Origin of the sequence: Streptomyces sp. Sge12, assembly GCF_002080455.1 — a bacterium.
Lineage (GTDB): Bacteria > Actinomycetota > Actinomycetes > Streptomycetales > Streptomycetaceae > Streptomyces.
The window spans coordinates 2,485,714-2,510,752 of sequence record NZ_CP020555.1; the positions used below are offsets into that span (position 1 = coordinate 2,485,714).

General features: G+C 70.9%; 26 protein-coding genes, 5 tRNA genes and 1 pseudogene. 5 read left to right on the plus strand and 27 right to left on the minus strand.

What is annotated here, in order from left to right; translation table 11 throughout:
- Positions 1-42 precede the first annotated feature (42 nt).
- From rnc to B6R96_RS10705, 8 genes are all read right to left on the minus strand, one after another.
- Positions 43-891, minus strand: a complete 849-nt coding sequence (gene rnc / locus B6R96_RS10670) for a ribonuclease III (protein WP_053177518.1) — start codon at positions 889-891, stop codon at positions 43-45.
- 19 nt (positions 892-910) lie between these two features.
- Complete coding sequence (gene rpmF / locus B6R96_RS10675) at positions 911-1,084, minus strand: 50S ribosomal protein L32 (protein ID WP_003965982.1); 174 nt, start codon at positions 1,082-1,084, stop codon at positions 911-913.
- A gap of 2 nt (positions 1,085-1,086) precedes the next feature.
- A complete protein-coding gene (locus B6R96_RS10680; RefSeq protein ID WP_081522353.1) occupies positions 1,087-1,797 on the minus strand; it encodes a YceD family protein in 711 nt (236 codons plus the stop codon).
- Between the two features lie 68 nt (positions 1,798-1,865).
- On the minus strand, positions 1,866-2,903 hold the full coding sequence (locus B6R96_RS10685; RefSeq protein ID WP_081522354.1) for a DivIVA domain-containing protein: 1,038 nt from the start codon (positions 2,901-2,903) through the stop codon (positions 1,866-1,868).
- Between the two features lie 103 nt (positions 2,904-3,006).
- Positions 3,007-3,486 carry a pantetheine-phosphate adenylyltransferase gene (gene coaD / locus B6R96_RS10690; RefSeq protein WP_030386429.1) on the minus strand — a complete coding sequence of 160 codons (480 nt, stop codon included), beginning with the start codon at positions 3,484-3,486 and terminating at the stop codon, positions 3,007-3,009.
- A gap of 14 nt (positions 3,487-3,500) precedes the next feature.
- The gene (rsmD, locus tag B6R96_RS10695; RefSeq protein WP_053177525.1) at positions 3,501-4,079 is read right to left on the minus strand and encodes a 16S rRNA (guanine(966)-N(2))-methyltransferase RsmD; all 579 of its coding nucleotides are present in this window, start codon (positions 4,077-4,079) and stop codon (positions 3,501-3,503) included.
- A gap of 73 nt (positions 4,080-4,152) precedes the next feature.
- On the minus strand, positions 4,153-6,345 hold the full coding sequence (recG, locus tag B6R96_RS10700; RefSeq protein ID WP_081522355.1) for an ATP-dependent DNA helicase RecG: 2,193 nt from the start codon (positions 6,343-6,345) through the stop codon (positions 4,153-4,155).
- A gap of 26 nt (positions 6,346-6,371) precedes the next feature.
- Positions 6,372-8,060 carry a DAK2 domain-containing protein gene (locus tag B6R96_RS10705; protein WP_081522356.1) on the minus strand — a complete coding sequence of 563 codons (1,689 nt, stop codon included), beginning with the start codon at positions 8,058-8,060 and terminating at the stop codon, positions 6,372-6,374.
- Positions 8,061-8,300: 240 nt separating this feature from the next.
- Here B6R96_RS10705 and rpmB point away from each other — a divergent pair, with 240 nt between their 5' ends.
- Positions 8,301-8,486 (plus strand): 50S ribosomal protein L28, encoded by a 186-nt coding sequence (gene rpmB, locus B6R96_RS10710; protein WP_007266795.1) that lies wholly within the window; start codon positions 8,301-8,303, stop codon positions 8,484-8,486.
- A gap of 87 nt (positions 8,487-8,573) precedes the next feature.
- On the opposite strand, the gene thiD is transcribed toward rpmB, so the two are convergent.
- Both thiD and B6R96_RS10720 read right to left on the minus strand, forming a co-directional pair.
- Complete coding sequence (thiD, locus tag B6R96_RS10715; RefSeq protein ID WP_053702002.1) at positions 8,574-9,374, minus strand: bifunctional hydroxymethylpyrimidine kinase/phosphomethylpyrimidine kinase; 801 nt, start codon at positions 9,372-9,374, stop codon at positions 8,574-8,576.
- Positions 9,371-10,354, minus strand: a complete 984-nt coding sequence (locus B6R96_RS10720) for a thiamine-phosphate kinase (protein WP_030386434.1) — start codon at positions 10,352-10,354, stop codon at positions 9,371-9,373. The genes thiD and B6R96_RS10720 overlap by 4 nt, the downstream gene beginning before the upstream one ends.
- Before the next feature lie 245 nt (positions 10,355-10,599).
- On the opposite strand from B6R96_RS10720, the gene B6R96_RS10725 reads away from it, so the two are divergent.
- Positions 10,600-10,833 (plus strand): Lrp/AsnC family transcriptional regulator, encoded by a 234-nt coding sequence (locus B6R96_RS10725; protein WP_030386435.1) that lies wholly within the window; start codon positions 10,600-10,602, stop codon positions 10,831-10,833.
- Positions 10,834-10,856: 23 nt separating this feature from the next.
- Positions 10,857-11,348 (plus strand): DUF3515 domain-containing protein, encoded by a 492-nt coding sequence (locus B6R96_RS10730; RefSeq protein ID WP_053177533.1) that lies wholly within the window; start codon positions 10,857-10,859, stop codon positions 11,346-11,348.
- Positions 11,349-11,445: 97 nt separating this feature from the next.
- Here the strand turns inward: B6R96_RS10730 and B6R96_RS10735 are convergent, their stop codons facing one another.
- Genes B6R96_RS10735 through B6R96_RS10745 form a run of 3 tightly spaced genes read right to left on the minus strand, consistent with a single transcriptional unit; the run spans position 11,446 to position 14,402 of the window.
- On the minus strand, positions 11,446-12,603 hold the full coding sequence (locus tag B6R96_RS10735; protein ID WP_030386437.1) for a D-alanine--D-alanine ligase family protein: 1,158 nt from the start codon (positions 12,601-12,603) through the stop codon (positions 11,446-11,448).
- A 39-nt stretch (positions 12,604-12,642) separates the two neighbouring features.
- Positions 12,643-13,653 (minus strand): NAD(P)H-dependent glycerol-3-phosphate dehydrogenase, encoded by a 1,011-nt coding sequence (locus B6R96_RS10740; RefSeq protein ID WP_081522357.1) that lies wholly within the window; start codon positions 13,651-13,653, stop codon positions 12,643-12,645.
- Positions 13,650-14,402: a lysophospholipid acyltransferase family protein gene (locus B6R96_RS10745; protein WP_030386439.1), complete on the minus strand. Its 753-nt coding sequence runs from the start codon at positions 14,400-14,402 to the stop codon at positions 13,650-13,652. The genes B6R96_RS10740 and B6R96_RS10745 overlap by 4 nt, the downstream gene beginning before the upstream one ends.
- 166 nt (positions 14,403-14,568) lie before the next feature.
- Between B6R96_RS10745 and cofC the strand changes: the two are divergent.
- Positions 14,569-15,243, plus strand: a pseudogene (cofC, locus tag B6R96_RS10750) (2-phospho-L-lactate guanylyltransferase); the annotation flags it as partial.
- 314 nt (positions 15,244-15,557) lie between these two features.
- Here the strand turns inward: cofC and B6R96_RS10755 are convergent.
- From B6R96_RS10755 to leuC, 4 genes are all read right to left on the minus strand, one after another.
- Positions 15,558-16,238: an HU family DNA-binding protein gene (locus B6R96_RS10755; protein ID WP_030386441.1), complete on the minus strand. Its 681-nt coding sequence runs from the start codon at positions 16,236-16,238 to the stop codon at positions 15,558-15,560.
- 144 nt (positions 16,239-16,382) lie between these two features.
- The gene (locus B6R96_RS10760; protein ID WP_030009267.1) at positions 16,383-16,610 is read right to left on the minus strand and encodes a hypothetical protein; all 228 of its coding nucleotides are present in this window, start codon (positions 16,608-16,610) and stop codon (positions 16,383-16,385) included.
- Between the two features lie 137 nt (positions 16,611-16,747).
- Positions 16,748-17,341 carry a 3-isopropylmalate dehydratase small subunit gene (gene leuD / locus B6R96_RS10765; protein ID WP_030386442.1) on the minus strand — a complete coding sequence of 198 codons (594 nt, stop codon included), beginning with the start codon at positions 17,339-17,341 and terminating at the stop codon, positions 16,748-16,750.
- 3 nt (positions 17,342-17,344) lie between these two features.
- Positions 17,345-18,769 carry a 3-isopropylmalate dehydratase large subunit gene (gene leuC / locus B6R96_RS10770; protein WP_030386443.1) on the minus strand — a complete coding sequence of 475 codons (1,425 nt, stop codon included), beginning with the start codon at positions 18,767-18,769 and terminating at the stop codon, positions 17,345-17,347.
- 184 nt (positions 18,770-18,953) lie between these two features.
- Between leuC and ndgR the strand changes: the two genes are divergently transcribed.
- Positions 18,954-19,670, plus strand: a complete 717-nt coding sequence (gene ndgR / locus B6R96_RS10775; RefSeq protein ID WP_007266782.1) for an IclR family transcriptional regulator NdgR — start codon at positions 18,954-18,956, stop codon at positions 19,668-19,670.
- A gap of 191 nt (positions 19,671-19,861) precedes the next feature.
- Here the strand turns inward: ndgR and B6R96_RS10780 are convergent.
- From B6R96_RS10780 to B6R96_RS10825, 10 genes are all read right to left on the minus strand, one after another.
- Positions 19,862-19,934, minus strand: a tRNA-Glu gene (locus B6R96_RS10780).
- Positions 19,935-19,957: 23 nt separating this feature from the next.
- Positions 19,958-20,029 (minus strand) — tRNA-Gln (locus B6R96_RS10785).
- A gap of 24 nt (positions 20,030-20,053) precedes the next feature.
- Positions 20,054-20,126, minus strand: a tRNA-Glu gene (locus B6R96_RS10790).
- 61 nt (positions 20,127-20,187) lie between these two features.
- Positions 20,188-20,260 (minus strand) — tRNA-Glu (locus B6R96_RS10795).
- A gap of 27 nt (positions 20,261-20,287) precedes the next feature.
- A tRNA-Gln gene (locus tag B6R96_RS10800) sits at positions 20,288-20,359 on the minus strand.
- 86 nt (positions 20,360-20,445) lie between these two features.
- Positions 20,446-21,174, minus strand: a complete 729-nt coding sequence (locus B6R96_RS10805; protein ID WP_081522358.1) for an HAD family hydrolase — start codon at positions 21,172-21,174, stop codon at positions 20,446-20,448.
- A 10-nt stretch (positions 21,175-21,184) separates the two neighbouring features.
- Positions 21,185-21,856 carry a DUF4241 domain-containing protein gene (locus B6R96_RS10810; RefSeq protein WP_053702004.1) on the minus strand — a complete coding sequence of 224 codons (672 nt, stop codon included), beginning with the start codon at positions 21,854-21,856 and terminating at the stop codon, positions 21,185-21,187.
- A 128-nt stretch (positions 21,857-21,984) separates the two neighbouring features.
- Complete coding sequence (gene gltX / locus B6R96_RS10815; protein WP_053702005.1) at positions 21,985-23,460, minus strand: glutamate--tRNA ligase; 1,476 nt, start codon at positions 23,458-23,460, stop codon at positions 21,985-21,987.
- Positions 23,453-24,241: a fumarylacetoacetate hydrolase family protein gene (locus B6R96_RS10820; RefSeq protein WP_053177543.1), complete on the minus strand. Its 789-nt coding sequence runs from the start codon at positions 24,239-24,241 to the stop codon at positions 23,453-23,455. The genes gltX and B6R96_RS10820 overlap by 8 nt, the downstream gene beginning before the upstream one ends.
- A gap of 97 nt (positions 24,242-24,338) precedes the next feature.
- Complete coding sequence (locus B6R96_RS10825; protein ID WP_030009260.1) at positions 24,339-24,527, minus strand: hypothetical protein; 189 nt, start codon at positions 24,525-24,527, stop codon at positions 24,339-24,341.
- Between the last annotated feature and the right edge of the window lie 512 nt (positions 24,528-25,039).

A 25,039-nucleotide genomic window follows, 5' to 3' on the forward strand; every position in this document is an offset into this window, starting at 1 on the left:
CCCTGCGAGGCAGGGGCGGGCGGGTACGTCCCGAAGGAAGGGTCAGGCGTCCGGCGCCGGATCGGCGGGCGTCGGCACCCCGCCGTCCACGGTCTCGGCCGAAGCCGGGACCTCGACCGGAGCGGCTGCGGCGACGGCTGCCGCCGCAGCGGTCCGCTCGTCCGCGGCGGCGCGGATACCGCGCCATGCGGACTCCGCAGCCTGCTGTTCCGCTTCCTTCTTGCTGCGGCCGGTGCCGGTGCCGTACGAGACACCACCGACGCGGGCGGCAGCAGTGAAGGTCTTCTCGTGGTCCGGACCTGTCTCGGAGACCAGGTACTCGGGCACGCCAAGGCCTTCGGCCGCCGTGAGTTCCTGGAGACTGGTCTTCCAGTCCAGGCCGGCCCCGAGGTTCGAGGACTTCTCGATGAGCGGGTCGAAGAGCCGGTGAACCAGCTCCGAGGCCGCGTCGAGGCCCTGATCGAGGTAAACCGCGCCGATCACCGCTTCAAGGGTGTCGGCGAGGATGGAGGCCTTGTCCCGGCCGCCCGTGCCCTCTTCGCCCCGGCCGAGCCGGATGAAGGAGCCGAGTTCGAGGCCGCGTCCGACCTCCGCCAGTGCACGCGAGTTGACCACCGCGGCCCGAAGCTTGGCCAGCTGGCCTTCGGGGAGATCGGGGTGGGTCGTGTACAGCGTGTCCGTGACCACCAGGCCCAGCACGGAGTCCCCGAGGAACTCCAGCCGTTCGTTGGTGGGCAGACCGCCGTTCTCGTACGCGTACGAGCGGTGGGTCAGCGCACGCACCAGAAGGGCGGACTCGAGTTGATACCCGAGCCGCCCTTCCAGAAGCGTGTGGGACGAGGCCGCGTTGTTACTGTCTGCCTGCTTCTCAGCGTTGGACAGCTCAGACATTGCGCCTCTCACCAGCCGCTCAGACCTCGAGGACCTGGCGCTTGTTGTAGGTGCCGCAGCTCGGGCACGCAATGTGCTGGAGCTTCGGCTCCTGGCAACGCTCACACGAAACCAGGGTGGGGACCGCAGCCTTCCACTGCGACCGGCGGTGGCGCGTGTTGCTGCGCGACATCTTCCGCTTCGGAACAGCCACGGCTACTTCTCCTGCTTCTCGGCGGCGCCCTGAACTCCGTCAGAGGCAGTGCCGCTCATGTTGTCCTTCTCGTCGTCCTGATCGGTCACGACGAGTCCTTGCAATGCCGCCCAACGGATGTCGACGGCGTCATGGTGGTGGTCCGGGTCGTCGTTCAGGCTGAGCCCGCAATCGGGGCACAGTCCGAGACAGTCCTCCCGGCACACCGGCTGCATGGGCAGTGCGAGCACCACCACATCCCGCAGCACGGGTTCGAGGTCGAACAAGCCGTCCTCGAGGAAGAGCGTGTCCTCGTCGTCCTCGGCGTCGTCGGCCGGTTCCGCCTTGGAGCGGCTCCGGTCGTCGGCGTCAGGGTACGAGAACATCTCCTGGAAGTCCGCCTTGAGCTCGCGCTCGACGGACTCCAGACACCTTACGCACTCCCCTACGGCCTGCGCACGGGCGGTGCCTGTGACAAGCACCCCTTCCATGACCGACTCGAGGCGGAGCTTGAGCTTCACCGCGGCGCCTTCCGGCACTCCGATGACGCCGACGAGACCGAAGTCCGCCGGTGCCGCGATCTCACGGGACAGCCGCTGCATGGCACCAGGACGCCGGCCCAGCTCGTGCGTGTCGAACACGAGGGGGTTGCGGTGGTCGAGGCGGGTATTCAGGGCCGTTCCTGCTTTCACAGATCGCTGAAGATCAAAAATTCCGCCGCCCCGGGGCAGCATGGATCGCGGTGCATACGCGCGACCGAAGAGCCAGGATACCCGGCGCGGCGCCCAGCGCCCAATCCGGTCTAGCGCCCCTGTTCGTACTGGCGCAGCTGGTCCAGGTTGATCATGCTCGTGTCGAAGAGGCTGGTCTCGTCGAGCGAGGACTGCCCGGCCTGCTGCTGGTCCTGCGAGGGGTAGGCCGCGTACGGGTCGCTCTGCTGCTGGTAACCGGCGTACGGGTCCGGCTGCTGCTGGTAGCCGCCGTACGGGTCCTGGTAGGCGTACGCGTCCTGCTGCTGGGCGGCCGGCTGGGCGGGCTGCTGCTGGTAGGAGTACGTGTCGTACAGCGGCTCCGGCTGGGCCGGGATCGGGGCCTGCGCGTGCAGCTGCTCCGGTTCCGCCAGGCCCGCCAGGAAGTCCGAGTCGCTCGCCGAGCGGGAGGCCTGTCCGCCGACCGCGTCCTGGGCGGCCATGTGCGCGCCCAGGTCGTCCGTCGGGACCCGGCCCAGGAGCTTCTGGCGACCGCGGCCCACGGCCTCCAGGGTCTTGGAGAGCACCGCCTCGAAGGTCGCCAGCTTGGTGTCGACGTACGCGTCCGCCTGCTGCCGCTGCGTATCGGGGTCGTGGCTGCGCTCGGGCGCGTCCATGTCCGGGTAGCCGTGCTCGTCCAGGCCCGGGCCGCGGCCCAGGAGCTTCTCCCGGCCCCGGTCCACCGAGCCGATGGTCTTCGTCAGCACGACCTCGAAGTTCGCGAGCTTGCTGTCGACGTAGTCGTCGGCCTCGGCCCGGATCTCCTCGGCCTCCCGGCGGGCCTCGTCCAGGATCCGGTCCGCCTCGGCCTGGGAGCGCCGCGCGATCTCGGTGTCGGAGATCAGCGAACCGCGCTGGTTGTGGGCCGCATCGATGATCCGCTCCGCCTCGCGGCGGGCGTCCTCGACCATCTGCTCCCGGCCGCCGATGAGCTCCTGAGCCTGCGCGAGCGAGCCGGGCAGCGCCTGGCGCACCTCTTCGAGCTGGGCCAGCAGCTCGGCGCGGTTGATCACGCAGGAGGCCGACATGGGCATGGACCGGGCGCCGCCGACGGCCGCGACGATCTCGTCGAGCTTCTTCTGCACGTCCATGGGGGCTCGCACTCTCTCGGCCTCAGGCGGTTCCTGAGACGGACGGGACGACTGTAAGGCCACCGGGCGGCCCCCCGACACTGCCTGACGGCCCGTCAGGCGGTCAGCGGTTGCGCAGCCGCTCCAGAAGCGCCTCGTGGACGTGCGCCGGCAGCAGGTGGGCGACGTCGCCGCCCCAGGCCGCGACCTCCTTGACCAGCGAGGAGGACAGGAAGCTGTAGGTGGGGATGGTCGGGACGAACAGCGTCTCGACGCCCGACAGGCCCATGTTCATCTGGGCCATCTGGAGCTCGTAGTCGAAGTCGCTGACCGCGCGCAGGCCCTTGACGATGGCCGGGATGTCGCGCTGCTTGCAGAAGTCGACGAGCAGCCCGTGGAAGGACTCGACCTGGATGTTTCCGTAGTCGGCGGTCGCCTCGCGGATCAGCTCGATCCGCTCCTCGACGGTGAACAGGCTCTGCTTCGACTTGTTGATCATCACGGCGACGTGCACGACGTCGTAGAGCCTGGAGGCGCGTCCGATGATGTCGAGGTGTCCGTTGTGGATGGGATCGAAGGACCCCGGACAGACGGCGCGGCGCAACTGAACTCCCTCGTTCATGAGTCTTCGCTGGTGGAGGCGGCGCGGCCGTACCACAGGGTGCCCTCGCCGTACTTGCGCGACCGGAGCGGCTCGAAGCCCTCGGGCCACGGGAAGGCGCCGCTCCTGGTGCTGCGCTCCACGGTGACGAGCGCATCGCCGGTGATCCAGCCATTGGACCGGAGTGTGAGGAGGATCTCCCGCAGGTCGGCGCTGTCCACGGCGTACGGCGGGTCCAGGAAGACGATGTCGTACGGGTCCCCGGCGGCCCTGGCCGCCACGATCTGCTCCGCCTTGCCCGCGCGGAACTCGGCGCCGGGCAGGCCCAGCGTCCTGATGTTGTCCCGGATCGCCTTGGCGGCCTTGGCGTCCGCCTCGACGAGCAGGGTGTGGGCCGCGCCGCGGGAGAGCGATTCCAGGCCGACGGCGCCGGAGCCGCCGTACAGGTCGAGCACCCGGGCCCCTTCGACGCCGTGCAGCGACTCCCAGGTGGAGAAGAGGCCTTCGCGCATCCGGTCCGAGGTCGGCCGGGTGCCGGTGCCGGGGGGCACGGCCAGCCGTCGCCCGCGGGCACTGCCGGCGATCACGCGGGTCATCTGGGGTCCTTCGGTACGACGGCAGGGGCGCGCCCCGGCGTCGCCGTGGCACTCCAACGATAGGTCGTGCCGCTCAGCCCTTCTCCAGGTACTGCTCGCGCTCGGTGTCGAGCAGGGCCTCCAGCGCGGTCCGCAGACCCGGCAGCCGCTCCAGCGCGGGGTCCTCGGCGACGACGCGGGTGGCCTCCTCCCGTGCCTCGGCGATGACCTCCTCGTCCTCGATGACGGCGAGCATGCGCAGCGAGGAGCGGACTCCGGACTGGGCCTGGCCCAGGACGTCGCCCTCGCGGCGCTGTTCCAGGTCGATCCGGGAGAGTTCGAAGCCGTCGAGGGTGGCGGCGACGGCGGCGAGCCGGGCCCGGGCGGGGCTCGCCTCGTGCATCTCGCTGACCAGCAGGCACAGCCCCGGTGCGGAGCCGCGGCCCACGCGTCCGCGCAGCTGGTGGAGCTGGGAGACGCCGAACCGGTCCGCGTCCATGATCACCATGACCGTGGAGTTGGGGACGTTCACCCCGACCTCGATGACGGTGGTGGCGACCAGCACCTTGACCTCGCCGGCGGCGAACCGGCGCATGACGTCGTCCTTGTCGGCGGGGTCCATCCGGCCGTGCAGCACCTCGACGCTCAACCCGGCCAGCGGGCCGCGGGCGAGCTGCTCGGCGATCTCCACGACGGCGAGCGGCGGCCGCCGTTCGCCGTCGTCCCCGGCGGCCTTCTTCTTGGGGTCGTCCTCGCCGTCGCCGATGCGGGGGCAGACCACATACGCCTGGTGCCCCTTCTCGACCTCCTCGCGGACCCGCTCCCAGGCCCGGGCGAGGAAGTGCGGCTTGTCCTTGGAGGGCACCACGTGCGTCGCGATCGGGGAGCGCCCGGCCGGCAGCTGGTCCAGGACGGAGGTCTCCAGGTCGCCGAAGACGGTCATGGCGACCGTGCGCGGGATCGGGGTCGCCGTCATCACCAGCAGGTGCGGGGGTTGCTTGCCCTTGGAGCGCAGTGCGTCGCGCTGCTCCACCCCGAAGCGGTGCTGCTCGTCCACGACGACCAGGCCGAGGTCGTGGAACTGCACCTTGTCCTCGATCAGCGCGTGCGTGCCGATCACGATGCCGGCCTCGCCGGTGACCAGGTCGAGCAGGGCCTGGCGGCGGGCGGGCATGCCCATGGAGCCGGTGAGCAGCACGACCTTGGTGCCCTGGTCGGAGCCGCCGAGCATGCCCCCCTCGGCGAGCTCCCCCATCATCTCGGTGATGGAGCGGTGGTGCTGCTGGGCGAGCACCTCCGTGGGCGCGAGCATGGCCGCCTGCCCGCCGCTGTCGACGACGGCGAGCATGGCCCGCAGGGCCACCATCGTCTTCCCGCTTCCGACCTCGCCCTGGAGGAGGCGGTGCATGGGGTGGTCGGTGGCCAGGTCGTCGAAGATCTCCTTCGAGACGGTCTCCTGGCCCTGGGTGAGGGTGAAGGGCAGTTTCGCGTCGAAGGCGTCGAGCAGGCCGCCGGGGAGCGGGCGGCGGGGGACGGCCGGGAGCTGGGAGTCGGCGTGCCGGCGGCGGGCCAGGGCGACCTGGAGGACGAAGGCCTCGTCCCACTTGAGGCGCTGGCGGGCGTCCTCGATGTCGGCTTTGGTGCCCGGCCGGTGGATCTTCAGGAGGGCCTCGGTGAGCGGGACCAGCCCGCGGCCCTCGCGCAGGGCGGGCGGCAGCGGGTCCACGGCCTCCTGGGCGCTGGGCAGCACCGCGTCCACGCACTTGGCGATCTTCCAGGACTCCAGCTTCGCGCAGGCCGGGTAGATCGGGATGAGCTGACTGGCGAAGGCGGTCGCGGCGTCGCGGTCGGAGGCGTCCGCGCCGAGCGGCTCGTAGGCCGGGTGCGCGAGCTGGAGCTTGTGGTTGAACTTGGAGACCTTGCCGGCGAACATCGCGCGGCTGCCGGGGAGCAGGTCCTTGTGCGGTTTGTGGACCCCGGCGCCGAAGAAGACGAGCTGGAGGCGGCCGCTGCCGTCGGTGATGGTCACCTCCAGGCGCTTGCCGCGGCCCCCGTTGAAGGTCAGGATCCGGGCGTCGGCGACCTGTGCGACGACGGTCACGTGCTCGTCGATCTGGTCGGCGAGCTCGGCCAGCGAGGTCAGCTCACCGCGCTCGGCGTACCGCCGGGGGTAGTGGTGGAGCAGGTCCAGGGCCGTGTGCAGGCCGAGCTGCTCGGCCAGCACCTTGGCGGTGGCGGGACCGAGCGTCTTCTTGAGGTCTTCGTCGAGCGCGGGCACGTGTTCCATTGCACACCATGGCGCTGACAAGCCGGCTATTCCACCCCGATGAGGAGCGGGGCCGAGTAGCGGCCGCCGCGGTAGGTGACGGTGTCCACGGCGAGGTGGCCGTGCTGGACGTACGCCTCCAGGCGCTCGGCGACGGCGTCCGGCACGTCGGGTCCCAGGACCAGGGTGACGAGTTCGCCGCCGGAGCCCAGCATCCGGTCCAGGACGGCCTCGGCGGTCTCGGTCAGGCCCGAGCCGATGACCGCGACGTCCCCGTCGATGAGGCCGAGCACGTCGCCGGCCTGGCAGATGCCGGCCGAGGTGAAGGACTGCCGTTCGGCGACGGCCAGTTCCCCGTACCGGGTGGCGCCGGCCGCCGCCGTCATGGCGACCACGTCCTCGTCGAAGCTGCCCTCGGGGTCGTGCACGGCGAGGGCGGCCAGTCCCTGGACCGCGGAGCGGGTGGGGATCACGGCCACGCGCACGCCCTCGGCGCGGGCCTGTTCGGCCGCCGCGGCCGCGGCGGCGCGCAGCTCGGCGCCGCCCGGCAGGAGCACCACCTCGCGGGCGTGCGCACGGCGTACGGCGTCGAGGAGTTCGGCGGCGGCCGGGAGCTCGCCGGGGCGCACGAGCACGGGGGTCGCACCGGCCTCCCCGCACAGTCCGGCCAGTCCCTCGCCGGGGACGACGGCGACCACGGCCCGCTGGGCGCGCTCGCCGCGGGCCCGGCGGCGCTCGTCCCCGAAGTGGGTGATCCGTATCCGGTAGGGCCGTCCGGCCACGACTCCGGCCTCCACGGCCGCGCCGGGGTCGTCGACATGGACGTGGACGTTCCACAGTCCGTCGCCTCCGACGACGACCAGCGAGTCGCCGAGTCCGTCGAGGCGTTCGCGCAGTTCGCCGACGGCCGCCTCGGTGGCCTCCAGCAGGTAGATCACCTCGTACGCGGGCCCGTCCTCCTCCTGCGCGCAGGGGTCCTGCGGCTGCGGGACGGGCACCGCCCGGCCGCGCACCGGTTCGGCGGCCGGCTCCTGTCCGGACAGCGCCTGCCACAGGGCCCCGAAGACGACGACGAGCCCGCAGCCGCCGGCGTCGACCACCCCGGCGCGGCTCAGCGCGGCGAGCTGCCCGGGGGTCTCGGCCAGGGCCGCACGGGCCCCGTCGTAGGCGGCGCGGGCCACCTCGACGGCGGTCCCGGCGGCGGCTCCGGCCGCCTCGCCGGCCCGGGCGGCGGCGCCGGCGACGGTGAGCATGGTGCCCTCCACCGGGTGCGCGACGGCCGCGTACGCCTCCTCCGCGGCCCGGGTCAGGGCGCGGGCCAGCAGCCCGCCGGTCCCCCGGCCGTCCTTCCCGCCGTGCTCCGCCGGGTCGGACCACTCGGGCTGCTCGGCGCCGAGTACGTCGGCCACCCCGCGCAGCAGCTGCGCGAGGATCGTCCCGGAGTTCCCGCGGGCCCCCACCAGTGCCCCGTGCGCCCAGGCGCGTACCGCCTCGGCCAGGGAGGTGGTCCCTGTGCCGTCGGTCACCTCGGGGAACGCCTCGGCGAGGCCGCGGTCGGCCGATTCGGCGGTGAGGTAGAGGTTGGTGCCGGTGTCGGCGTCGGCGACCGGGTAGACGTTGATCGCGTCGATGTCCTCGCGGGCCCGGCCCAGTGCGGCCAGGGCCAGCGAGCTCCAGGTGCGCACCGCTTCGGCGTCGAGCTCGTCAGGGGCCTGCGGCTGCGGCTCGTGCGGCACCGGGCGTTCCTCCTTGTGCGGGCCAGGGTTCACCGCAGGGTAACGAAGGACCCCCCGGGCGTCGGGACCGCGGGGCGGGGGCAGCGGCGGACATGGTAGTTTTCTTGGACGGACGCAGTCGTTGTATGCTGCTCCGGTTGCCCGATGAGAGTCGGGCCATTCCCCCGGCAAACCACTTCAGACCTCTGAATCCGGTGCGCCGGTTTCACTGTAATTGCATCTGAAGTCTTGGAGTGACCTGTGGCTGCCAACTGCGACGTTTGCGCCAAGGGGCCGAGCTTCGGCAACAACATCTCCCACTCGCACCGCCGCACCTCGCGTCGCTGGAACCCGAACATCCAGCGCGTCCGTGCCGTGGTCAATGGGACGCCGAAGCGCCTCAACGCCTGCACCTCGTGCATCAAGGCCGGCAAGGTCTCGCGCTGACGCCTCCCGTCGTAGCGCAGCCCTTCCGGTTGCCAAAAAGGCCGGCTCACCTCTGGTGAGCCGGCCTTTTGCCTTGTCCGGCGGGGCTCAGCGCCACTGCCAGGCGTGATCCACCGGGCCGATGCCCCCGCCGAGCGCGAAGCCGGCGGCGATGGCGCCCGTGACGTACTCCTTGGCGGCCAGGACCGCCTCCGGCACTTCCAGGCCCTTGGCCAGGCCCGCCGCGATCGCGCTGGCGAGGGTGCAGCCGGTGCCGTGGGTGTGCCGGTTGTCGTGGCGGGGGGCGCGCAGCCACCGCTCCTCGGTCCCGTCGGTGAGCAGGTCGACGGCCTCGTGGCCGTGGGCCGCGAGGTGTCCGCCCTTGATCAGCGCCCACCGCGGCCCGAAGCCGAGGATCGCGTCGGCGGCCCGCCGCATGTCCTCCTCGCTCTCCACCACCACGCCCGTGAGCTGCGCCACCTCGTCCAGGTTGGGCGTGGCCACGGCGGCCCGCGGCAGCAGCTCCTTGCGCACGGCGTCCAGCGCGGAGACGGCGAGCAGCGCGTCCCCGTGCTTGGAGACGCCCACGGGGTCCACGACGGCCGGGGCCGGGGTGTCGGCCAGCAGCGCGGCCACCGTCTCGACCAGCACGGCGGAGGACAGCATCCCGGTCTTCACGGCCCGGACGCCGATGTCGTCCACGACGGCCCGGTACTGGGCCGTGACGGCCTCGGCGGGCAGCTCCCAGGCCCCGTGGACGCCGAGCGAGTTCTGCGCCGTCACGGCGGTCACCACGCTCATGCCGTGCACCCCGAGCGCCAGCATCGTCTTGAGGTCGGCCTGGATGCCCGCGCCGCCGCCGGAGTCGGATCCGGCGACGGTCAGGCACAGCGGAGGGGCGGTGCTCACGGGGTGCCGTCCTGGGCGGCCGGGTCGGCGCCGAAGTGGTCCCAGCCGCCGGTGCTGGTCCAGGGCGCGCCGTCCACGGTCACCTGGGGCAGCGCGGAGCGGTTGAGGACCTCGCCGATGACCTTCCAGCGGGCGGGGAGCTTCACGTCGGGCGGGAAGGTCGCCACGATCGCGTGGTCCTCTCCCCCGGTGAGCACCCACTGCAGCGGGTCCACGCCGACGGCCTGCCCGATGTCGTGCATCTGGGTCGGGATGTCGACGGACGCCGAGCGCAGGTCGATCCGTACCTTGCTGGCCTCGGCGATGTGCCCGAGGTCGGCGATCAGCCCGTCGCTGACGTCGGTCATGGCGGTGGCGCCGAGTCCGGCTGCCGCGGGGCCCGCGTGGTAGGGCGGTTCGGGGCGCCGGTGCGCCTCGACGAAGGCCCGCGGGGAGCGGAAGCCGCGCGAGAGCACGGCGAAGCCGGCCGCGGACCAGCCCAGCCAGCCGGTGACGGCGACGACGTCGCCGGGCTGGGCGCCGGAGCGCAGGACGGGCTCGTGGTTGCGCAGGTCGCCGAGGGCGGTGATGGCGACGGTGATGACGTCCCCGCGGACGACGTCCCCGCCGACCACGGCCGCGCCGGCGACCTGGCACTCGTCGCGGATCCCGTCCATCAGCTCGGTGGGCCAGGTGACCGGGAGTTCGGCGGGGACGACGAGGCCGAGGAGCAGCGCGGTCGGCACCGCGCCCATGGCGGCGATGTCGGCGAGGTTCTGCGCGGCGGCCTTGCGGCCGACGTCGTAGGCCGTGGACCAGTCGCGCCGGAAGTGCCGGCCCTCCAGCAGGATGTCGGTGCTCGCCACGACCCGCCGGTCGGGGGCGGACACCACCGCGGCGTCGTCGCCCGGTCCGAGCCGGACCGCCGGGGTGGTGGTGAGCCGTGAGGTGAGCTCCCTGATCAGCCCGAACTCCCCCAGCTCGCCGACAGTGCCCTTCATCGCTGTGCCCCTTCTTGCCCAGTCCGCTTGCGGTCGCGAGCCGTCTCAGCTCTGGGTACCGTCAACAGATACGTCAACTTGTGCTCTCCGTACGCCCCGCTGTGCGTGGCGCCGGGCCCGCGGGTCTCCCCGTGGCGCACGGCGACGCGGTACCGTGGCGTCCCTTCTTCCCCCGGCCCGTTCAATCGTGTGGGGCCCACCCGAAGGTTAGGGGAAATGATCCTCGTGGCCGCCCTGGAGGTTCCGTGGTACAGGCGTACATCCTTATCCAGACCGAAGTGGGCAAGGCGTCGTTGGTCGCCGAGTCCATCGGCCAGATCCCGGGGGTGATCCAGGCCGAGGACGTGACGGGCCCGTACGACGTGATCGTGCGCGCCCAGGCCGACACCGTGGACGAGCTCGGCCGCATGGTCGTCGCCAAGGTCCAGCAGGTGGAGGGGATCACCCGCACCTTGACCTGCCCGGTGGTCCATCTGTAGCCCCCGTCTACTCTTGGCCGGTGATGTCCCTCCACCGCCGGCCCCTCCGTGTCCTCGCCGCGCCGGCCGTACTGGCCCTCGCAGCTTGTTCCCCGGGCAGCTCCGTTGCCCGGGTCGGCCCTCCGCCCACGCCGCCCGCCGCCGTCGCGGGGCTCTGTGCCGCGCTGCACAAGGAGCTCCCGGAGTCGGTGGCCGGCCTGGCGCGGACCAGGACCGAACCGGAGTCCGACCTGACCGCCGCGTGGGGCGGCTCGGCGATCGTACTGCGGTGCGGTATCCCCAAGCCCCCCGAGATGGCCGATCCGAAACAGGACGGAGTCCATGTGAACGGGGTGGCCTGGCTGCTGGAGGAGCGCGACAAGGCCTCCGGCGGGGGTTTCCGCTTCACCACCGGGCTGCGGCTGGCGTACACCGAGGTCCAGGTCGACAAGGAGCATGCCACGGATGCCGGGATGCTCGTCGGGCTGTCCGAGGCGATCGCCGCGACCGTGCCCGAGGGCATCGCCTCCTACTGAGCACCACCGGGCACCGCCCACCGGGTACCGGGCACACCGCCGCCCGCCGTCCACGCCTTCGGGGGCGGGCGGCGGGCGGTCGGCTTGTCGGACGCTGTCAGCGCAGGCCGGTGGAGCGGCGCAGCGCCGCCTGGATCAGGCGGTCCACCAGTTCCGGGTACTCGATGCCCGTCTTCTGCCACATCAGCGGGTACATGGAGATCGGGGTGAAGCCCGGCATCGTGTTGATCTCGTTGATGACGAAGCTGCCGTCCTCGGTGAGGAAGAAGTCTGCGCGCACCAGGCCCTCGCAGGACGCCGCCTCGAAGGCCTCGATCGCGAGCCGCTGCACCTCGGCGGTCTGCTCCGGGGTCAGCGGGGCGGGCACGATCCCGGAGGCGGAGTCGATGTACTTCGCCTCGAAGTCGTAGAAGTCGTGGCTGGAGACCGGCGGGATCTCGGCCGGGACGCTCGCGCGCGGCCCGTCCTCGAACTCCAGGACCCCGCACTCGATCTCGCGGCCGCGCAGCAGCGCCTCCACGATGATCTTCGGGTCGTGGCGCCGGGCCTCCTTGACGGCGGCGTCGAGGCCGGAGGCGTCGTCGACCTTGGTGATGCCGATGGAGGAGCCGGCCCGGGCGGGCTTCACGAACAGCGGCCAGCCGTGTTCGGCGGCGAAGTCCAGGATCCGGCCGCGGGCGGCGTCCCGGTCGGCCTCCCACTCGCGGGGGCGGATGGTCACGTACGGGCCGACGCTCAGCCCGAAGGACGTGAACACCCGCTTCATGTAGTCCTTGTCCTGGCCGACGGCCGAGGCGAGGACGCCGGAACCGACGTACGGGATGCCGGAGAGCTCCAGGAGGCCCTGGAGGGTGCCGTCCTCGCCGTAGGGGCCGTGCAGGACGGGGAAGACGACGTCGACCTCGCCCAGGGCCTTGGGGACGGCGCCCGGTTCGGTGTAGACGACCTGGCGGCTGGCGGGGTCGACCGAGAGCACGACGGCGCCGTCCTCGGAGTCGGCGAGCTCCTCGACGCTGGGGAGCTTGCGGTCCGCGATGGCCATCCGCTCGGGCTCGTCGGCGGTCAGCGCCCATCGGCCGTCCGTGGTGATGCCGATGGGCAGCACCTCGTACTTGGAGCGGTCGATGGAGCGCAGCACGGCGCCCGCCGTGACGACCGAGATGGCGTGTTCCGAGCTGCGGCCGCCGAACACGACGGCCACGCGGGGCTTGCGGCCCTGCTGCTCAGGGGTCTGGGGGAGGTTCTCGCTGCTCATATCGCCACGAGAGTACCCGCTCAAGCGTCCGGAAAGGAGTTAGCGACGTTCCGGTTTGGCGCTGCGGCCCATGAGGTCCTTGAGTGCGACCAGGGTCGGCTTGCCGTGGTGGACGATGTCCACCACCGTGTCGGTGATGGGCATGTCCACCCCGTGCCGGCGGGCCAGATCGGCCACCGACTGGCAGGACTTGACGCCCTCGGCGGTCTGCTTGGTGACCGCGATGGTCTCCTCCAGGGTCATCCCGCGGCCGAGGTTGGTGCCGAAGGTGTGGTTCCGGGAGAGCGGCGAGGAGCAGGTGGCGACCAGGTCGCCGAGGCCCGCGAGGCCGGAGAAGGTGAGCGGGTCGGCGCCCATCGCGATGCCCAGGCGGGTGGCTTCGGCCAGTCCGCGGGTGATGAGCGAGCCCTTGGTGTTGTCGCCCAGGCCCATGCCGTCCGCGATGCCGACGGCGAGGCCGATGACGTTCTTGACGGCGCCGCCGAGCTCGCAGCCGGTGACGTCGGTGCTCGTGTACGGGCGGAAGTACGGGGTGTGGCAGGCGGCCTGGAGGCGCCGGGCCACGCCCTCGTCCACGCAGGCGACGACGGAGGCGGCGGGCTGGCGGGCGGCGATCTCGGCGGCCAGGTTGGGACCGGTGACCACGGCGATGCGCTCGGCGGGGACCTTGGCCACCTCCTCGATGACCTCGCTCATCCGCTTGGCGGTGCCGAGTTCGATGCCCTTCATCAGGGACACGAGCACGGTCTCGGGGGCCAGCAGGGGCGTCCACGCGGCGAGGTTGTCGCGCAGGGTCTGGGACGGGACGGCGAGGACGGTGAAGTCGGCGCCGGCCGCGGCCTCGGCCGGGTCGGTGGTCGCCCGGAGGTTCGGGGGGAGTTCGACGCCGGGGAAGTAGTCCGGGTTGGTCCGGCCGGTGTTGATGGCGTCGACCACCTCCTGGCGGCGGCCCCACAGCGTCACCTCGCAGCCGGCGTCGGCGAGGACGATGGCGAAGGCCGTGCCCCAGGAGCCTGTTCCGAAGACGGTCGCCTTCACGGGACGTGTCACTTGTTGCCCTCCCCTGCGGCCTTGCGCCGCTGTTCCGCCCTGGCGTTGCGATGGTCGTACGGCTGCTCGGGCGCGGTCTCGCCGCGCACCTCCTCCAGCAGCGCGGTGATGGCCGCCATGATGACCTCGGTGGCCTCCCTCAGGACGTCCGGGGTGGGCTCCCGGTCGTAGAAGGCGGAGAGGTCCACGGGCGGGCCGGCGAGCACCTGGAGGGTCTTGCGCGGGAAGAGCCGGACCTTGTTCTCCTTGGCGTAGGGCGGCATCGCGAGATTTGCGCCCCACTGGGCCACGGGAATGACGGGCGCCCTGGTGATCAGCGCCACGCGGGCGGCGCCGGTCTTGCCGGCCATCGGCCACATGTCGGGGTCGCGGGTGAGGGTGCCCTCCGGGTAAAAAGCCACGCATTCGCCGCGCTCGATGGCGTCCACGGCGGCCCGGAATGCGTCCAGGGCGTTGGTGGACTCCCGGTAGACGGGGATCTGCCCGGAACCGCGCAGGATCGACCCGACAATGGGGACCTTGAAGAGGGCGGCCTTGGCGAGCAATCGGGGCACGCGGCCGGTGTTGTACTGGAAGTGCGCGTAGGAGAGCGGGTCCAGATACGAGTTGTGATTGACGGCGGTGATAAAGCCGTCCTCGGCCGGAATGTGCTCCATTCCCCGCCAGTCCCGCTTGAAGAGCACTACCAGCGGCGGTTTTGCGATGACCGCCGCCAGGCGGTACCAGAAGCCGATTCTGCGGCGGGACACTCGGACACCTTCCTCTAGGACCGGTGCGCGGCTTGGGCACCTCGTCGGCCGGACAAGTGTCACCCCACGCCCGGTCTCTGTCGAGAACACCGTACGCCCCGCTCACGCCACCGGACTCCCGGGTTGCCCGGGTGGAGGCGACAATGGGCCGACACATGACCCGGCCATGACCCGGCCATGGCAGAAGGACGTGCCGGAGCGCACCGCAGGGAAGGGGTCCGTCACGAACGCCGTCTGGAGTCTGGTGGTCCCGCTGAAGCCTCTGGCGGTGGCGAAGAGCCGCCTCGCGCGGGCCGTGGGCGCCTCCCGTCCGGGCCTCGCCCTGGCCTTCGCGCAGGACACCGTCGCAGGTGCCCTGGCCTGCGCGGCGGTCGGGGATGTGGTGGTCGTCACGGACGACGCCGAGGCCGGTGCGGAACTGGCGCGGCTCGGGGCGCGGATCGTCGCGGACGCCCCGGCGGCCGGGCTCAACGCGGCGCTGGCCCACGGGGCGCGGGCGGCGCGCTCGCGGCGGCCCGGGGCGGCGGTGGCCGCGCTGAACGCCGATCTGCCCGCACTGCGGCCCCCGGAATTGCAACGCGTGCTCGAAAACGCCTCGGTATTTCCGCGGGCATTTCTGGCGGATGCGGCCGGAATCGGGACGACCCTGCTTTCCGCTGCGCCGGACGTGGAATTGGCGCCGTCCTTCGGTGGCCCCTCGCGGGCCAGGCATTCGGCCTCGGGAGCGGTGGAAATCGCTCTGGTGGACGTCGACAGCGTGCGCCGGGACGTGGACACGGCGGCGGATCTGAGGACGGCGCTCACCCTCGGCGTGGGGCGCCACACCGCCCTATACAGTGCCCGTATGCAGGCGACCGCGTACACGTACGACTCCGAGACCCGCAGCGGCAGTGTGCTGCTGGACGACGGCACACCGGTGCCCTTCGAGGCCCCGGCCTTCGACGCGGGCGGCCTGAGGCTGCTGCGGCCCGGGCAGCGGGTCCGGATCGAGACGGACGGCGCGGGCGCGAGCCTGCGCATCACCCTCGTGACGCTGCAGACCTTCTGACGCACGGCCGCCGCCGGCCCCGTACGGGTCCTGCCGGCGCGCCGAACGCACCGCGGGCCGGCTCCCCCACGCGGGGAAAGCCGGCCCGGCCTGTGTGACGCGTGCCCCTACTTCTTGCGGGCGGTGGTCTTCTTCGCGGTGGCCTTGCGCGTCGCCGTCTTCTTGGCGGGCGCCTTCGTCGCTGCGGTGACCTTCTTGGCCGCCGGCGCGGTCTTCTTGGCCGCGGCGGTGGTCTTCTTCGCGGTGGCCGTGGTCTTCTTGGCCGCGGCGGTGGTCTTCTTGGCGGTGGCCGTGGCCTTCTTCGCCGTGGCGGTACTCTTCACCGCCGCCTTCTTGGCGGTGGCCGTGGTCTTCTTGGCCACGACCTTCTTCGCGACCGCGGTCTTCGCCGCGGCCTTCTTGGCGGTGGTGGCCCTCTTCGCGGCGGCCTTCTTGACCGTGGCGGAGGCACCGCCGGTGAGGCTGCCCTTGGGCGCCTTCTTCACGGACACCTCGCCGCCCTTGGGCAGCTTCTTGGTGCCGCTGACCAGGTCCTTGAAGCCCTGGCCGGCGCGGAAACGGGGGACAGAGGTCTTCTTGACCCGGACGCGCTCACCCGTCTGCGGGTTGCGGGCGTAACGGGCCGGACGGTCGACCTTCTCGAACGAGCCGAAGCCCGTGACCGAGACCCGGTCGCCCGCGACGGTAGCGCGGACGATCGCGTCCAGTACCGCGTCGACAGCATCCGCGGCCTGCTGGCGGCCGCCCAGCTTGTCGGCAATCGCTTCTACGAGCTGCGCCTTGTTCACGTCTTCCCCTTCGGAGACTTCGCCAGAACGAATGTGTTCAAGCTTATTTCGCACGTTAGGCGGATATATACCGCAAATCAAACACGAAACGGGCTAATCACCCTAGTGCCGCAACGCTGTAGTCCGTTACGGAGTTCCTTCGCATCAGTCGCCTTCAGGGAATCGACCCTCGTCGAGGTCCTTCATCAACCTGTCCAGGCGCCTTGCCGCATCGGCGAGATCATGCTTCGCCGCGGCTGTGACGACCAACAGCTTCCGGGACAGCGCCATCCTTACGCCCTCCGGGACTTGCAGTGAGCGCACCCGTGTGTGTGCTTCTTTCAGCCGGTCCGCGACGAGTTCGTAGAGCTCGAGTTGACTGTCGCGTTCCATGCACAGATTGTGCCATCTGGGGCGAGTTGTCGCCTCACGGGGCCTCAACAAACGGCTGTGCCCCCCGCCGGAGGGCGGGGGGCACCGTGTTGTCCATGTGATCACCCGAGGGTGAATAAGCGCTGATCAGGCAGGAATCAGGCCTGAATCGTGCGCGGCTTGAAGGTGGGTCGGGCGCTTTCGTACGTGGCGATGTCCGCTTCGTTCTGAAGGGTGAGCGAGATGTCGTCCAGGCCCTCCAGCAGACGCCAGCGGGCGTTGTCGTCGAGTTCGAACTCCGCGACGACACCCTCCGCTCGCACCTGGCGGTCGACCAGGTCGACCGTGATCTCGGCGGTCGGGTCGGCCTCGGTCAGCTTCCACAGCTGCTCGACGGTCTCCTGCGGGAGGACCACGGTCAGCAGGCCGTTCTTCAGGGAGTTTCCACGGAAGATGTCGGCGAAGCGGGAGGAGATGACCGTCTTGAAGCCGAAGTTCTGCAGGGCCCAGACGGCGTGCTCGCGCGAGGAGCCCGTACCGAAGTCGGGACCGGCGACCAGGACGGTCGCACCGGCGCGCTCCGGGCGGTTCGTGACGAACTCCGGGTCCTTGCGCCAGGCCTCGAAGAGCCCGTCCTCGAACCCGTCACGGGTGATCTTCTTCAGCCAGTGGGCCGGGATGATCTGGTCGGTGTCGACGTTGCTGCGGCGCAGCGGGACGGCCCGGCCGGTGTGGGTGGTGAAGGCTTCCATGGTTCAGACTCCGGCGGTCGCGTTGGCGTCGGACAGGTCGGCGGGCGAGGCCAGATGGCCCAGCACCGCGGTGGCGGCGGCCACCTGCGGGGAGACCAGGTGGGTGCGCCCGCCCTTGCCCTGCCGGCCCTCGAAGTTGCGGTTGGAGGTGGACGCGGAGCGCTCACCGGGCGCCAGTTGGTCGGGGTTCATGCCCAGGCACATCGAACAGCCCGCGTGCCGCCACTCGGCGCCGGCCTCCTTGAAGACCTTGTCCAGGCCCTCTTCCACCGCCTGCAGGGCGACCCGGACCGAGCCCGGGACGACCAGCATCCGTACGCCGTCGGCGACTTTGCGGCCCTCGACGATCCCGGCGACGGCGCGCAGGTCCTCGATGCGGCCGTTGGTGCAGGAACCTACGAAGACGGTGTCGACCTTGATGTCGCGCAGCGGCTGCCCGGCGGTCAACCCCATGTATTCCAGGGCCTTTTCGGCGGCCAGGCGCTCCGAAGCGTCCTCGTACGAAGCCGGGTCGGGGACGTGCGACGACAGCGGCGCGCCCTGGCCCGGGTTGGTGCCCCAGGTGACGAACGGGGAGAGCGTGGTGCCGTCGATGACGACCTCGGCGTCGAAGACCGCGTCGTCGTCGGTGCGCAGGGTCTTCCAGTACGCGACCGCCGCGTCCCAGTCCTCGCCCGTGGGGGCGTGGTCGCGGCCCTGGAGGTAGTCGAAGGTGGTCCGGTCGGGGGCGATCATGCCCGCGCGGGCGCCGGCCTCGATGGACATGTTGCAGATGGTCATGCGGGCTTCCATCGACAGCTTCTCGATGGCCTCGCCGCGGTACTCCAGGATGTAGCCCTGGCCGCCGCCGGTGCCGATCCGGGCGATGATCGCCAGGATCAGGTCCTTCGCGGTGACGCCCTCGGCCAGCGCGCCGGTCACGGTGATCGCCATGGTCTTCGGGCGGGCCAGCGGCAGCGTCTGGGTGGCCAGCACGTGCTCGACCTGGCTGGTGCCGATGCCGAAGGCCAGCGCGCCGAAGGCGCCGTGCGTGGAGGTGTGCGAGTCGCCGCAGACCACCGTGGTGCCGGGCTGGGTCAGACCGAGCTGCGGTCCCACGACGTGGACGACGCCCTGCTCGACGTCGCCGAGCGAGTGCAGGCGCACTCCGAACTCGGCGCAGTTCGCCCGCAGCGTCTCCAGCTGGGCCCGGGAGACGGGGTCGGCGATCGGCTTGTCGATGTCGATGGTGGGGGTGTTGTGGTCCTCGGTCGCGATGGTGAGGTCGAGGCGTCGGACCTTGCGGCCGGCCTGGCGCAGACCTTCGAAGGCCTGCGGGCTGGTCACCTCGTGCAGCAGGTGCAGATCGATGAAGAGAAGGTCGGGCTCGCCCTCGGCGCGCCGGACGACATGGTCGTCCCAGACCTTCTCCGCGAGTGTCCTACCCATCGCTTTCCCTCCGGCCGGCCGGTTGTGCCGGCGCTTCATAGAGATCTTGTGCGCCGTGCCGTCCGTACCCCACGTCCCGGACGACGGCTCGGACCCAGTGGTTCGTGGACCCGCACATACAGACTCGCTGGTTCTTGGAAAAATTGAACTTGCGTTTCACAGTGTGAGACGCGAATATCGTTTCATGGACAACTCTAGCGGCGTCGGCGTTCTCGACAAGGCAGCTCTGGTACTGAGCGCACTGGAGTCCGGTCCGGCCACCCTCGCCGGGCTGGTCGCGGCGACAGGGCTCGCACGACCCACGGCACATCGCCTTGCCGTGGCACTGGAACACCACCGGATGGTGGCGAGGGACATGCAGGGCCGGTTCATCCTCGGACCGCGGCTGGCGGAACTCGCCGCCGCGGCCGGCGAGGACCGCCTGCTGGCCACGGCGGGACCGGTACTCACCCACCTCCGCGACGTGACGGGAGAGAGCGCGCAGCTCTACCGCCGTCAGGGAGACATGCGCATCTGCGTGGCGGCCGCGGAGCGGCTGTCCGGCCTCCGGGACACCGTCCCGGTGGGCTCGACGCTCCCGATGAAGGCCGGTTCGGCCGCGCAGATCCTGATGGCGTGGGAGGAGCCCGAGCGGCTCCACCGCGGCCTCCAGGGCGCGCGCTTCACGGCGACGGCGCTCTCGGGCGTACGGCGCCGCGGCTGGGCGCAGTCGATCGGCGAGCGGGAGCCCGGCGTGGCCTCCGTGTCGGCGCCGGTGCGCGGGCCGTCGAACCGCGTGGTGGCCTCCGTATCGGTCTCCGGGCCGATCGAGCGCCTGACCCGCCACCCGGGGCGCATGCACGCCCAGGCCGTCATCGACGCGGCCGCCCGGCTCACGGAGGCGCTGCGCCGCTCGGGCTGAGCAACCTCCCGGCCCGCCGAGGGCCTTCCCCCACCGATCCCCCGGGTCCGGGGGCGCGTACGACGCCGCACACGTCCTGTACACGCGCCTCCGGGCCCGTACTCATATCTGCATGCCGGTCGGGCACGGCGGTACGCACACACACGCAAAAGAGGCCCTCCGCGATGAACGCGGAGGGCCTCTTCGATGCGTACCCCCGACCGGATTCGAACCGGCGCTACCGCCTTGAGAGGGCGGCGTGCTAGGCCGCTACACAACGGGGGCTAGCTGGTGTTGCTGTTGCTGCGCTGGGCTACCAGGACTCGAACCTAGAATAAGGGAACCAGAAACCCTCGTGTTGCCAATTACACTATAGCCCAAAGTGGTCTAGACCAGACCAACAGTACCCCCGACCGGATTCGAACCGGCGCTACCGCCTTGAGAGGGCGGCGTGCTAGGCCGCTACACAACGGGGGCCCTAGCGATCCTGCTTCGAGACGTCCGGGTGCGACCCAGGAGATCTCGCGGGAAGGATCTGTACCCCCGACCGGATTCGAACCGGCGCTACCGCCTTGAGAGGGCGGCGTGCTAGGCCGCTACACAACGGGGGCAAAGCACTGCGTTACTGCTGCACTGCGCTGGGGTACCAGGACTCGAACCTAGAATAAGGGAACCAGAAACCCTCGTGTTGCCAATTACACTATACCCCACCAAAAGTCAACCCCTTGCGGGGCTTTTTCTTTGGGTGGCGCCTCCGTCCGGCCTTTCGGCCCGCTCCGGCGGCGCAGAAAGAACATTACCGGATGCCTGACCGTGCTCCAAAACGGGTATCCCCTGCCAGCAGCTCCGGAAGCCGGTCAAGCCCCACGATGCGGTGCACGCCCTCCGGCCCGGGGCCGCGGCCGCCGGTACGGTCCAGCCAGATGGGCAGCAGTCCCGCGTCACGGGCTCCCCGGGCGTCGATCTCCGGCTGGTCACCCACGTACGCCACCTCGCCCGGCGGCAGCCCGAGCGCCTCGCACGCGGCCAGGAAGGCCTCCGCATCGGGCTTGCTGACCCCGAGTTCGACGGCGCAGACCAGCACCTCGAAGCGGTCGCGCAGTCCGAGCCGGCGCAGCTTGGGATCCTGGTTGGCGGTGGAGGAGTTGGAGAGCACCCCGTGCCGGTAGCCGGCCGCGAGGGCGTCGAGGGCGGGCACCACGTCGGGGAAGACGGTCCAGGCCGCCTTGTAGTGCTCCACGTACTGGTCGAACCAGGCGTCGGCCTCGTCCGCGGTCATCGCGGGCTGCTCCAGGAACTCCCGCACCCGCTCCTGCCGCTGACCCTGGAAGGTGCCTTCGCCCGCCGCGAAGCGGGCCCAGTGCCGGTCGGTGATCTCCCGCCACAGCGCGAGGGCCTGCGCGGGGGTCCCGTACCGCTCCGCGAGCCGGACCGCCTCCAGCTGCGCCGCGAGCCCGGCGGCGTCGGCTCCCGTGTAGTCGAAGAGGGTGTCGTCGATGTCCCACAGCACGGCGCGGATCGGCATGGGGCCGAGCCTACGCCGCGGGCACCAGCGCCGTGGGTACGACCAGGAAGTCCGTCACGAAACAGGTGACCCGGCCCTCGGTGTCGCGCCCGATCCAGGTCGGGTAGCAGCCGTCGCCCCACCCGGAGGTGAAGCCGGCGAGGGTGTGACCGTCCTCTCCCTCGGCCAGGAAGACGTCCGGGCCGTCGCCGACCGCCTCCATGGCGGCCCACACCGCCCCCTCCTCGTCCTCGGTACCGGGGAAGGAGCCGTCGGCGGCGGCGTCGTAGAAGCAGCCGGTGCCGGCGTCCACGCCGTAGCCGTAGAACTCGTCCTCGCCGAGGACGGCGGGGTCCTGGCCCTCGTCGACGGCCATCTCCCAGCTCGCGGTCGGGGTGTCACGGATCACCAGGCGGGCGGCGGCGACCCGGGTGTGCGGGCGGGGTCCCTGCGGGACGCCGGGGCGCACCAGCGTGGCGATCGCGGCTTCCGCCCGGTACCGGCCCGGTTCCACCGCGACACTGAACGGCTCGACCTCGCCCTGCCCGAGGCAGACGAAGGGGTCGCAGGCGACGACCCGGCCGGTGGGCAGGCTCACGTCGCCGACGACGACCGGGACGAGGGTCCCCGTCATGCCGTCCTCGTAGGCGAAGGCGGAGCCCGGGGTGAAGTGCCAGGCGTAGTCGGGCGGGGTCATCGGCACGGGGGCCTCCGGAGTGCGGGAGCGGGCGGTGATCGTTCTCCCGGAGCCTAGGTCCCGCCTCCGACAACGCCGCAGGGGGCGGTGACCGGGCTTCCGGTCACCGCCCCCTGCGGGACGTACGTCGAGGGCTACGCGGCGAGCTTGGCCAGCGTCGCGTCGATACGGGCCAGCGAGCGCTCCTTGCCCAGGATCTCCAGGGACTCGAAGAGCGGCAGGCCGACGGTGCGGCCGGTGACGGCCACCCGGACCGGAGCCTGGGCCTTGCCGAGCTTGAGGCCGTGGGCCTCACCGGCGGTCAGCACGGCCTGCTTGAGGGACTCGGGGTCCGACCAGTCCGCCGACTCCAGGTTGGCGCGCGCCGTGGTGAGCAGCGCGGCTGGCTCGCCCTTCATCGCCTTGTCCCACGAGGCCTGGTCCTCCACCGGCTCCTTCAGGAACAGGAAGTCGACGTTGGCCGTGATGTCCGACAGGACGGTGACCCGGGTCTGGGCGTACGGGGCGATCCGCTCCCAGGCCTCGGCGTCGAAGTCCTCGGGGGCCCAGTTGGCGTGCGGGGCCTGCAGCCACGGGGCGCAGGCGTCCGCGAAGTCCTTCGGGTCGAGCAGGCGGATGTGGTCGCCGTTGATCGACTCGGCCTTCTTCAGGTCGAAGCGGGCCGGGTTGGCGTTCACGCCGTCGATGTCGAACTTCTGGACCATCTCCTCGATCGAGAAGACGTCCTGGTCCTTGGAGAAGGACCAGCCGAGGAGCGAGAGGTAGTTCAGCAGGCCCTCGGGGAGGAAGCCGCGCTCGCGGTACAGGTTGAGCGAGGCCTCGGGGTCGCGCTTGGAGAGCTTCTTGTTGCCCTCGCCCATCACGTACGGCAGGTGGCCGAAGGCGGGGGTGCTCTTGGCGACGCCCAGCTCGATCAGTGCCGCGTAGAGGGCGATCTGGCGGGGGGTGGAGGAGAGCAGGTCCTCGCCGCGCAGGACGTGCGTGATCTCCATCAGCGCGTCGTCGACCGGGTTGACCAGCGTGTAGAGCGGGGCGCCGTTGGCCCGGACGATGCCGAAGTCCGGCACGTTCTCCGGGGTGAAGGTCAGCTCGCCGCGGACCAGGTCGGTGAAGGTGATCGGCTCGTCGGGCATCCGGAAGCGGACGATCGCCGGGCGGTGCTCGCCCCGGTACGCCTCGACCTGCGCGGGGGTGAGCTCGCGGCAGTGGCCGTCGTAGCCGGAGGGCTTGCCGGCGGCGCGGGCGGCCGCGCGGCGGGCGTCGAGCTCCTCGGTGGTGCAGTAGCAGTGGTACGCGTAGCCGCCGTCGAGCAGCTTCTTCGCGACGTCCGCGTAGATGTCCATGCGCTCGGACTGGCGGTACGGGGCGTGCGGGCCGCCGACCTCGGGGCCCTCGTCCCAGGTGAAGCCGAGCCAGCGCAGCGAGGCGAGCAGCTGGTCGTAGGACTCCTCGGAGTCACGGGCCGCGTCGGTGTCCTCGATGCGGAAGACGAACGTGCCGCCGTGGTGGCGGGCGAACGCCCAGTTGAAGAGTGCGGTCCGGACCAGGCCCACGTGGGGGTTGCCGGTCGGGGAGGGACAGAAACGTACGCGGACAGGTCCGTTAACCACGCTTGATCACCTTGTTGGTGAGAGTGCCGATGCCTTCGATGGTGACGGCGACCTCGTCGCCGACGTTGAGGGGGCCGACTCCGGCCGGGGTCCCCGTGAGGATGACGTCGCCGGGGAGCAGCGTCATGGCCTCGGTGATGTGGACGATCAGGTCCTCGATGGAGCGGACCATGTCGCTGGTGCGGCCGAGCTGGCGCTGTTCGCCGTTGACCGTGCACTGGATGGTGAGGTCGCTCGGGTCCAGGTCGGTCTCGATCCAGGGGCCGAGGGGGCAGGCACTGTCGAAGCCCTTGGCCCGGGCCCACTGCTTCTCCCGCTGCTGGACGTCGCGGGCGGTGACGTCGTTGGCGCAGGTGTAGCCGAGGATGACGTCCTTGACGCGCTCCCTGGGGACCTCCCGGCACATGCGGCCGATGACCACGGCGAGCTCCGCCTCGTGGTGGACGTCCTGGGAGAAGGACGGATAGGTGATCGGGTCGCCCGGGCCGACCACCGAGGTGGAGGGCTTGAAGAAGGTGATCGGGGCGTCCGGGACCTCGTTGCCCAGCTCCGCCGCGTGCTCCGCGTAGTTGCGGCCGATGGCCACGACCTTGTTCGGGAGCACGGGCGGCAGCAGCCGGACCTTGTTCAGCGGGACCTTCGTGCCGGAGAGCTCGAAGTCCGCGAAGGGGATGCCCTTGATGATGTCGAGCACGAGCGTGGAGTCGTCGCCGGGGGCGCCGTCGCCCTCGACCGCGCCGAACGCGACGTTGCCGTCGATCGAGAACCTGGCGATGCGCACCTGTTGCGTCTGCCCCTCTGTATTTCCGCTGGCTGGAGTCTGCGGACCCCAGGCTAACGCGGCGGGCAGCGGCGCTTCACGTTCCTTTGCGGGGTGGCTACTCCGCGGCGGCGGCGACCGGCACGTTCATGAGGACGGTGCGGCGCGGGTTCGCGGTCTGCGTCGGCAGCTCGACGGCGTGCTCCGGGGTGGCCGGTGCCGCCTGCAGGTCCTCGGCGTCCTTGAGGTGCGCGAGGGTGGTGCGGCGGGGGTTGGCTATGTTGCGGAACATCGTCGTCGTCTTCATCGGAGTTCGGGGTCCTCGGTTCGATCCGTGAGTGTCGGTTGCCGCATGCCCAACCCTTGCGTCAACCCTTTAAGTGGCAAGGCTAAACATCTGAATCCCCCGGCGAACCAGGAAGTAATGGCCATGGCTGTGTGAGTTTGCTCACCCGTGACCCGACATTCCAGACATAATGGACAGTCAACTTCAGCCGTCAAAACAGACATTGCGCCACTGAATGCGCCATTCCGCTCCTGATCATCTCGACTGGGACACCTTGACAGCCACGTTGTTTGGATGACGTAAGTCCGATTTCTACCGAATGCAGTCGCACATCGCGTAGTCCATCTGTCACAAGCCGTAATCGACTCTCCGGGCCGACGCTCGCACCTTGTTGGAGATCCTCCACTGTGCTGGAATTCGCGGGACCGCCGCGGGAATCAGCCGGTGCGCAGGTGGCGCGACTCAGCGCCGCGCGCGGCGGCATGGAGAGGAAGACGCGCCGGTCACCGACGACCACCATGGGGCGGCAAGTG